This window comes from Zhenhengia yiwuensis (assembly GCF_014384995.1).
Classification (GTDB): Bacteria; Bacillota; Clostridia; order Lachnospirales; family Cellulosilyticaceae; genus Zhenhengia; species Zhenhengia yiwuensis.
Window position 1 is genome coordinate 1 of the sequence record NZ_JACRSY010000064.1, and the last position, 8,325, is coordinate 8,325.

An 8,325-nucleotide genomic window follows, 5' to 3' on the forward strand; every position below is an offset into this window, starting at 1 on the left:
TAGAGGCTGCTTGAAAAAAATATGCAGTTGGCGAACTATTCAATATGCCTTAAGGCATTGCTAGTAACATGCCCTTATAGGGCTAGAGCAAACCACCCGTTAGACGGGTGGTTATGATTTAGTTGATATGAGGGCTTTGGAAGCCTTCGCGAGGAACGGAGTGCTTTTTGTTGTTGCGATTATGATTTTGTGCTTCAGCAGTAAGAGGAGTTTGGTAGTTGCATTTTTCCATACGTTTTTGTTTGTTATCTATTTGACTGTCTTTAGGCATCTTCAAGTCTCCTTTTAAGAAAATATATTGTGCGTGTGGGTAATATCTAGGATGGTTTTTTAGGAGGAAATGTATACTGGAAATATAAGATAAGGGGGAATAAATAGTATGAAGTCAGAAGGAGTGGTAAATAGTAAATGAAAAGTATAGAAAAAGTGCTTGTCATTTTTGGAGGCTCTTTTAACCCACCAACGAACTCACACTTTTCTTTAGCGGAACAAATTTATTGCAGTTTTGATGAAGTAGAGAAAGTTATTTTTATGCCTGTTTCTGATGCTTATCCTAAAAAGGATTTATTAGAAGCAAAATATAGAGTAAAGATGCTTGAGCTTGTATGTAAACTTAATCCGCATTTCGAAGTTTCTACCCTAGAGGTAGATTCTCCGGTTTTACTAAGTAGTATAGATACTTTAAGAAGGATGCAAAAAGCCTATGAGGATCATAAAATATGGCTTGTACTTGGAACAGATAATTTAAAAGTAATGACGTCATGGACTTGTTATAAAGAAATATTAGAAGGCTTTAGGTGCCTTGTACTAGAAAGAGAGGACGATATATTAGAGCATATTATTGAACAAGATACCCTATTAAAACCGTACAAAGATCGATTTATTAAAATGAAGGAGAGCATACATAGTGATGAAAGTGCTACTTTATTACGTCAAAAGCTAAGAGAGGGCAAAAGTATTCGCTATATGTTACCTGATGAAGCATACTTTTATATAATAGAAAAGGGGCTTTACACGGTAGTGCCAACTTCTCATAATAAAATTGGGAATAATAATATACTATGATATAATAAAATTGAAAAACTGTGTACAAAGTATCTTTCTAAGATAAAAAGTGGATAACTTTTACTAAAAAAGAAAGGAATTGTGGAAAATGGAAAATAAACGATTAGAACATAGGCTGAATTGGATTCGTGAACGTGTAAAAGCTGCAGGTTGTACAGGTGTGGTAGTTGGTGAAAGTGGTGGTAAAGACTCCGCAACTGTTACAGCATTATGTGTACGTGCACTTGGCAAGGAGAACGTAGTAGGCATTACTATGCCATGTAATTCACTGAGTACAGATATGGAACATGCTCGTCTTGTAGCGGATGCATTTGGTATTAAGTTAATAGAAGTGAATATTGGCGGTGCGTTTACAACACTTAAGAATACTATTATTAACGAACATGAGCTTAACGAACTTGCTGTAGCTAATATAAAACCACGTTTACGTATGACTACACTTTATGCTGTAGCACAAACTTTAAATTATCTTGTAGTAGGTACAGATAATAAGAGTGAGATGGTAATGGGATACTTCACTAAATGGGGTGATGGTGGATATGATTTTAATCCACTTAGTGACCTTACAATGCAGGAAGTACTTGAACTAGGCAAAGAGTTAGGTGTACCAGAACCTATTCTTACAAAGGCACCATCTGCTGGACTTTGGGAAGGACAAACAGATGAAAAAGAAATGGGTGTAACTTATAAAGCTATTGAAGAATACATCAAGACAGGTACAACTGACCCAGCATCTTTAGAAATTATTGAAAAAACAAATAAAAGAACAGCTCATAAACGTGAGATGCCATATATGTATAAAGGTTATAGCCAAGATGAATTGGATTATTAAAAGATTTGATGACCTAACACCTGTAGAAGTTTATGATATGATTAAGTTAAGATTAGAAGTTTTTATTGGTGAACAGGGTTGTTCTTATGAAGATTTAGATGATAGAGATAAGCAGGCTTACCATATGTTTTTATATGATAAAGAGAATATTATTGCATACTGCCGTATACTTGATGCAGGTGTAGCTTATGAGGAAATGTCTATAGGACGTGTATGTGTGCATAAAAATTATCGTAACCAAGGAATAGCAAAGAGTATGATACTTGAAGCACTTGAATTTGTGAAAAAACAGGTAAGTCATCCAACCATTAAAATTTCAGCACAAAGCTATATTATACCTTTTTATGAAAGTGTTGGTTTTGAGATTATATCAGAGCCTTATCTGGAAGAAGGTATTGAACATAGGAAAATGAAATGGAAATAAGATAATATAGCAAGTAGACATAACATATGGTATGATAGATGAAAAAGTTATTAATGGAGGATACTATGGAACATATTGTAGTAATTGGTATGGCTGGAGGGACCGGATCTGGTAAAACAACTTTAGCGCATAAAATAAAAGAAGCTTTTGGTGATGATGTAGTCATGCTAAGTCATGACTATTACTATAAATCTAATTCAGATTTACCTTTTGAAGAACGTGTAAAATTAAACTATGATCACCCTAATGCGTTTGATACAGATTTAATGATTGAACATATTAGGGAACTTAAAAAAGGTAACGCAATCAGTCACCCAGTTTATTCTTTCGTAGAGCATACAAGGCTTGAGGAAGAAGTAGAAGTAAAGCCTGCTAAAGTTATTATTGTTGAGGGTATTTTAATCTTTGAAAACAGAGAGCTTTGTGACCTTTGTGATATTAAAGTATTCGTAGATACAGATGCAGATGTACGTATTCTTCGTCGCCTTATAAGAGACGTTAAAGATAGAGGCAGAGATATTGATTCTGTAGTGGAACAATATTTAAATACAGTTAAACCAATGCATGAACAATTCGTAGATCCAAGTAAAAAAAGAGCGGATATTATTATCCCAGAAGGTGGCTTCAACTCGGTTGCTCTTGAAATGCTTTTAGAACGCATTAGAACTTTCATCAACAGATAAAGGAAACTTACAAGCTGTATACTTTAAATTTAAAATGCATAAGCTATATTATATCTAAGAAATAAATTAAGGCTTAAATTAAGACTTAAAAGAACTACATGATATTACACTAGAGTGATAAACTAGAGGAGACGTTAGCGATGCCTAAATATAATATTTTAACAATCAATCCAGGATCAACATCAACAAAAATAGCTTTATTTAAAGACAATGAACTTGAATTTGAACAAGTATTAAGACATCCAGCAGAGGAGCTAAACCAATTTAGCAAACTCATCGATCAATATGAATACCGTAAAGAAAAAATTATTAACTTCCTTGAAGAAAAAAATATAACATTAAAAGACTTAGATGCTATTTCTTGTAGAGGGGGGTTAATTGGACCAATCCCAAGTGGAACATATACAATTAATGACAGCTTATTTACAAGACTTAGCACAGATGTGGTACATGCTTCTAACTTAGCAGGTATTATTGGTTACAACCTATCCAAAGAATTAGATATTCCTTCTTATATTACTGACCCAGTAACAGTAGATGAGATGGCACCTATTGCAAAAGTAACAGGTATTCCAGGGATTGAAAGAAAAAGTAAATTCCATGCACTTAACCAAAAAGCAATTGCAAGACGTGCTGCAAAACAACTTAATAGAAAATATGATGAAAGTAATTTCATTGTTATTCATATTGGTGGCGGTATCAGTATAGGGGCACATGAGAAAGGTAAAGTTATAGATGTAAATAACGTTATCGATGGTGATGGCCCAATGGCACCAACACGTGCAGGTTCTATTCCAGTAGAAGCCGTAATTGATTTATGCTTTTCTGGTAAATATACACGTACAGAACTTAAAGAATATGTATCTCAACGTGCAGGTCTTACAGATTATCTTGGAACAAGCGATGTAAGAGATGTACAAGAGATGATGGAACAAGGTAATGAACAAGCTAAAATGCTTTATGAAGCAATGGCATATCAAATTTGTAAAAATGTAGGTGCAATGGCTACAGTATTAAAAGGCAAAATTGATGCTATCGTTGTAACAGGCGGTGTAGCTTATTCTAAACAATTCATACGTCTTCTTAAAGAACGTATTGACTTCCTTGGAGAAGTAATTGTTATCCCTGGTGAAGAAGAAATGCTTGCTTTAGCAGAAGGTGCATTACGCGTTTTAACTGGCGAAGAAGAAGCTAAAACAATATAAAATAAAATCCCCCTTTTTATCTTGAAATATTCTGATAAATGTGCAAGTATTAGGATATAAGATAAGGGGGGGTTTTTATGTTTAAGAAGAATAGAATTTTAATTGCTATCTTAACATTAGGAATGCTTATAACACTTGTAGCCTGTTCCTCTTCAAAGCAAACGAGCTCATCTGAAAGGCCAATAGAAGCTACCAAAGAAGAAGTCAAAGAGGAGACAAGTATAGTAGTGGATGAAGTAGCAGATCAACAAGGAGGAATACAATTTAATACCAGTAGTCAGCTTAATAGAAAAGTTATCAAGACAGGAAGAATAGACCTTCAAACAAAGACATTTGATGATACAGTCCAAAATATTATGGACCATGTGAATGAAATAGGTGGATTTATTCAGAATTGCTCTATAGAAGGAAACAACTTATATAGTGAATATAATAGACGCTATGCCAACTTAAGTGTACGTATTCCTAATAAAGAATTTGATAAATTTATGAATGAAAGTAGTCAGTTTGGGAATGTAACCTCTAAGTCTATAGAAGGGGAAGATGTAACAGACCAGTACATGGATACAGAAATAAGACTTGAGACACTTGAGATTCAAGCAGAAAGGCTTAAAGAATTACTTAAACAAGCAGGGGACTTAGAAAAACTCTTTAAAATAGAACAAGAACTTGCTGATGTAACTTACCAAATAGAATCTTTAAAGGGAACTTTAAAGAAATATGATAGTCTTATTGATTATTCTACTATAGAAATTAACGTAGAAGAAGCAGAGGTCTATGTACAACCTGCTAAAAAGGTTACTTTCTTAGATAAAATTAAAAAGACATTTATGGATTCGGTAGATGGACTGATTAATGTATTACAAGGTATTGTACTTGTTGTGATAGCTATGATACCATTCCTTATTATTATTGCACCAGTTGCTCTTGTGGTTGCATGGATTATTATAAGAACGAATAGAAAGAAAAAAGAAAAGTAGAATTTAAAGGCTCCAAGGTTGTGACATACCTTGGAGCTTAATTAAGTTTAAGGTATTCATCAGATATAAGTTGAAATACACTACGATAAAGTATTTTTTCTGAACGTGTAGACGTCATAAATAAAGGATTAAGAAAGTTATAAAAAGGTTTAAGCGAGTAAAAGGAGCTATTCTTCTCATTATAAAAATCTTGGATATGGATAGTACCTAAATCACTAATGGAGAAATAGTAATGGGTTTTAGGAGTGCTGATATTGGATATGACACCAATATTGATAACAGTTTCATCATCTCTATACCCATCACCACGTGTCTTATAATAAGTAGGTGTAGCAATGAGATTTAGAAGAGTGTTAGCCAGTTCATTTGGAAGCTTAACCTCTTCCAAAATAGTATTTTGTAGGGCAGGTTGTGCAATAGCAACATAAACCTTTAGACTTTCACAAGGAATAGCGTTAGAGAGTTTAAGACGATTGGTTAAAAAATAGTAAAGAAGTAAATAAGCTAATAAGAGTAAGATGAGTAGGCACTTAAAGTATTTATTTTGGAGTAAGTTAGTTTGCACTTTTAGTGAACACCTCCTTAAAAATTGTATTATAAGTGTATTTGATAGGGCATGATGTTATTCAATGAATAAGTGTAATAAACAAAAAAGGTATCACAAATCGTGATACCTTTTTATTTAAATGAATTATGCTTGGTTTACAGAACCGAATAATTCCATTTTTTCTTTTACTGTAGCTTTAATAGCTTCGAAGCCTGGAGCTAATACTTTACGAGGGTCGAATCCTTTACCTTCTAAGTCTTTACCAGCTTCAATGTATTTACGTGTAGCAGCAGCGAATGCTAATTGGCATTCTGTGTTAACGTTGATTTTAGCAACACCTAAAGAGATAGCTTTTTTGATCATTTCTTCAGGAATACCTGTACCACCATGTAATACTAATGGCATTGTACCTGTAGCATCAGCGATTTTTTCTAATGCATCGAAAGCTAAACCTTTCCAGTTTTCTGGGTATTGACCGTGAATGTTACCAATACCAGCAGCAAGCATAGTTACACCTAAATCAGCAATAGCTTTACATTCGTTAGCATCAGCGATTTCACCAGCACCAACAACACCATCTTCTTCTCCACCGATTGAACCAACTTCAGCTTCTAAAGAAAGACCTTTTTCATTTGTTAAGTTAACTAATTCTGTTGTTTTAGCAATATTTTCTTCGATAGCGTAGTGTGAACCATCGAACATGATTGAAGAGAAACCAGCAGCCATAGCAGCTTTAGCACCTTCGTAGCTACCATGATCTAAGTGAAGAGCAACTGGAACAGTAATGTTTAATTCTTCAAGTAAACCATTTACCATACCAACGATAGTTTTGTAACCACCCATGTATTTACCAGCACCTTCAGATACACCTAAGATAACTGGTGAGTTGTTTTCTTGTGCTGTTAATAATACAGCTTTTGTCCATTCTAAGTTGTTGATGTTGAATTGACCAACAGCGTATTTACCAGCACGAGCTTTATTAAGCATTTCTTTAGCAGAAACTAACATGATATTACCTCCGTCAAATGGGTTATTCTATTTTAGAGAAAAATAATAAGAACTACCAATTTTCCCTACCTTCAATTATTATACCCTAAATGTCAAGTTGTGAAAATATAAACTAGTAATTTTAATAGGTCAAAAATCAAAGAAAAATAGAGAATTTACTAGAAAAAATGACTATATTTATTTGAAGTTTTAGAAAAAAGGAGTGTATAATGGGAAATAAAGAGGGCAAATGGGAGAGAAAATATGAATACAGTTTATAAATGGATACCATATGACTATTGGCAGACTACAGAATATGAAAACTGGCTTAAAGAGCAGGCTGCATCAGGATTAGAAATTCAACATGCCCGAAAGTATTGGGGGCGTTTTAAAAAATGTTCTTCGAAGCAAGTAGAATATAGAATAAGCATTAGTAAAACAAGATTAGATGAGGAGGGTATGACAGATTTAGATTGGATAGAGGTAGATAAAAATAGTGACTTTACACTTTATCGTTCATCTATGGCAAAGAGTAATAGTGCCTTATATAGGTATAAAGAGGAATACTTAGAGGACGTGACAGTACGTAAGAAACAGCATGCAGTAGGAATTTCTGGATTTAAATTAGGTATAGGACTTATTATAGGATTTTTTATCCTATTATTTATACTCAAATACATTGTTATGCAAGAAAAAGTTAGTGTTATAGGGTTGGTTAAAGGAAATAATAGTAACCTTGGATTTCTACTATTTGTATATGGCGTAGGTTTTTATAGAGATAAAAGAGCAATTAATGGATTAAATAAGTTACAAAGTAGAATAGAAGAAGGGGATTTGTCTAAAGGGCAGAAGCCCCGTACCGTACAAAAGATAATCTATATCCTATTACAGATAATGATGATAGCTTTATTTTTTACAACACTTAATTCTATATTTAGAGATGAACATAAGTTACCACTAGGCGATACTGAGTTGCCTATAGTAAGTCTAGTAGTATTAGAAGAGGACAGTCATCTTGTAAGAGATACGGAAGATGAAAAATATAAGTGGATAAATAGCTATAGTGAGTATGGGAGTATTTTTGCAAAGCGTATGTATCAGGCCGATGAGCGCGGTTATATAACGGGCAGAGAAGATAAACAAAGACATCGAGAACTCAAGCAGGAATTCTATGAATTAAGTTTTAAAGGGATGGCAGAACCTTTAGCACAAGAGTTGATGGATAAGCATGGTTATAGAGAAGCATTTAAGGAACTAAAAGTATCTGGATTAGATAAGGCCTATGTAGTACAAAACAATAGAGGCATCCAGCTTGTAGCTATTAAGAATAATCGCGTCTTATATTTGGAGTATAGGGGTGACGTAATACTAGAAGAATTATTAGAAGAAGTAGTTAGAAAAATTATTTTATAGAATGGAAAAAGAGGTTATCACTTTCATGTGAACTGCTACCCGTCAAGTAGACAACTAAAAAAATAAAAAGTTGGGCATGGTATGATAAAGTAGACACAAAGTTAAGATAAAATAGTGAAAGGTGGTCTACTTATGAGAAGAAGTTATGATAAACAGTTTAAAATTGCTGCAGTGAAATTAGTTCTTGAA

10 protein-coding genes are annotated in these 8,325 nt (G+C 33.6%); 7 read left to right on the forward strand and 3 right to left on the reverse strand.

What is annotated here, in order from left to right; translation table 11 throughout:
• Positions 1-118: 118 nt before the first annotated feature.
• Positions 119-271 carry a hypothetical protein gene (locus H8718_RS19175; RefSeq protein WP_249334612.1) on the reverse strand — a complete coding sequence of 51 codons (153 nt, stop codon included), beginning with the start codon at positions 269-271 and terminating at the stop codon, positions 119-121.
• Between the two features lie 137 nt (positions 272-408).
• On the opposite strand from H8718_RS19175, the gene nadD reads away from it, so the two are divergent.
• From nadD to H8718_RS19205, 6 genes are all read left to right on the forward strand, one after another.
• Positions 409-1,065: a nicotinate (nicotinamide) nucleotide adenylyltransferase gene (gene nadD, locus H8718_RS19180; RefSeq protein ID WP_249334613.1), complete on the forward strand. Its 657-nt coding sequence runs from the start codon at positions 409-411 to the stop codon at positions 1,063-1,065.
• 88 nt (positions 1,066-1,153) lie between these two features.
• Complete coding sequence (gene nadE / locus H8718_RS19185; protein WP_177671808.1) at positions 1,154-1,897, forward strand: NAD(+) synthase; 744 nt, start codon at positions 1,154-1,156, stop codon at positions 1,895-1,897.
• Positions 1,881-2,321, forward strand: coding sequence for a GNAT family N-acetyltransferase (locus H8718_RS19190; protein ID WP_249334614.1), 441 nt, complete (start codon positions 1,881-1,883; stop codon positions 2,319-2,321). Before nadE ends, H8718_RS19190 begins: the two co-directional genes overlap by 17 nt.
• Positions 2,322-2,386: 65 nt before the next feature.
• Positions 2,387-3,004, forward strand: a complete 618-nt coding sequence (udk, locus tag H8718_RS19195) for a uridine kinase (RefSeq protein WP_249334615.1) — start codon at positions 2,387-2,389, stop codon at positions 3,002-3,004.
• Positions 3,005-3,144: 140 nt separating this feature from the next.
• On the forward strand, positions 3,145-4,209 hold the full coding sequence (buk, locus tag H8718_RS19200; RefSeq protein ID WP_249334616.1) for a butyrate kinase: 1,065 nt from the start codon (positions 3,145-3,147) through the stop codon (positions 4,207-4,209).
• A 77-nt stretch (positions 4,210-4,286) separates the two neighbouring features.
• Entirely contained in the window at positions 4,287-5,189 is a 903-nt protein-coding gene (locus H8718_RS19205) for a DUF4349 domain-containing protein (RefSeq protein ID WP_249334617.1), read from the forward strand.
• Between the two features lie 37 nt (positions 5,190-5,226).
• On the opposite strand, the gene H8718_RS19210 is transcribed toward H8718_RS19205, so the two are convergent.
• Positions 5,227-5,754 (reverse strand): hypothetical protein, encoded by a 528-nt coding sequence (locus H8718_RS19210; protein WP_249334620.1) that lies wholly within the window; start codon positions 5,752-5,754, stop codon positions 5,227-5,229.
• A 126-nt stretch (positions 5,755-5,880) separates the two neighbouring features.
• Complete coding sequence (fba, locus tag H8718_RS19215) at positions 5,881-6,744, reverse strand: class II fructose-1,6-bisphosphate aldolase (RefSeq protein ID WP_177671814.1); 864 nt, start codon at positions 6,742-6,744, stop codon at positions 5,881-5,883.
• Positions 6,745-6,987: 243 nt separating this feature from the next.
• Between fba and H8718_RS19220 the strand changes: the two genes are divergently transcribed.
• Positions 6,988-8,136 (forward strand): hypothetical protein, encoded by a 1,149-nt coding sequence (locus H8718_RS19220; protein ID WP_249334622.1) that lies wholly within the window; start codon positions 6,988-6,990, stop codon positions 8,134-8,136.
• Positions 8,137-8,325: the final 189 nt, after the last annotated feature.

Excerpts from the sequence above, each read along its gene's own strand:
- nadD (WP_249334613.1), top strand. The coding sequence starts at position 409 with ATGAAAAGTATAGAAAAAGTGCTTGTCATTTTTGGAGGCTCTTTTAAC.
- fba (WP_177671814.1), bottom strand. The coding sequence starts at position 6,744 with ATGTTAGTTTCTGCTAAAGAAATGCTTAATAAAGCTCGTGCTGGTAAA.
- udk (WP_249334615.1), top strand. The coding sequence starts at position 2,387 with ATGGAACATATTGTAGTAATTGGTATGGCTGGAGGGACCGGATCTGGT.
- H8718_RS19220 (WP_249334622.1), top strand. The coding sequence starts at position 6,988 with ATGAATACAGTTTATAAATGGATACCATATGACTATTGGCAGACTACA.
- H8718_RS19205 (WP_249334617.1), top strand. The coding sequence starts at position 4,287 with ATGTTTAAGAAGAATAGAATTTTAATTGCTATCTTAACATTAGGAATG.
- buk (WP_249334616.1), top strand. The coding sequence starts at position 3,145 with ATGCCTAAATATAATATTTTAACAATCAATCCAGGATCAACATCAACA.
- nadE (WP_177671808.1), top strand. The coding sequence starts at position 1,154 with ATGGAAAATAAACGATTAGAACATAGGCTGAATTGGATTCGTGAACGT.
- H8718_RS19175 (WP_249334612.1), bottom strand. The coding sequence starts at position 271 with ATGCCTAAAGACAGTCAAATAGATAACAAACAAAAACGTATGGAAAAA.
- H8718_RS19190 (WP_249334614.1), top strand. The coding sequence starts at position 1,881 with ATGAATTGGATTATTAAAAGATTTGATGACCTAACACCTGTAGAAGTT.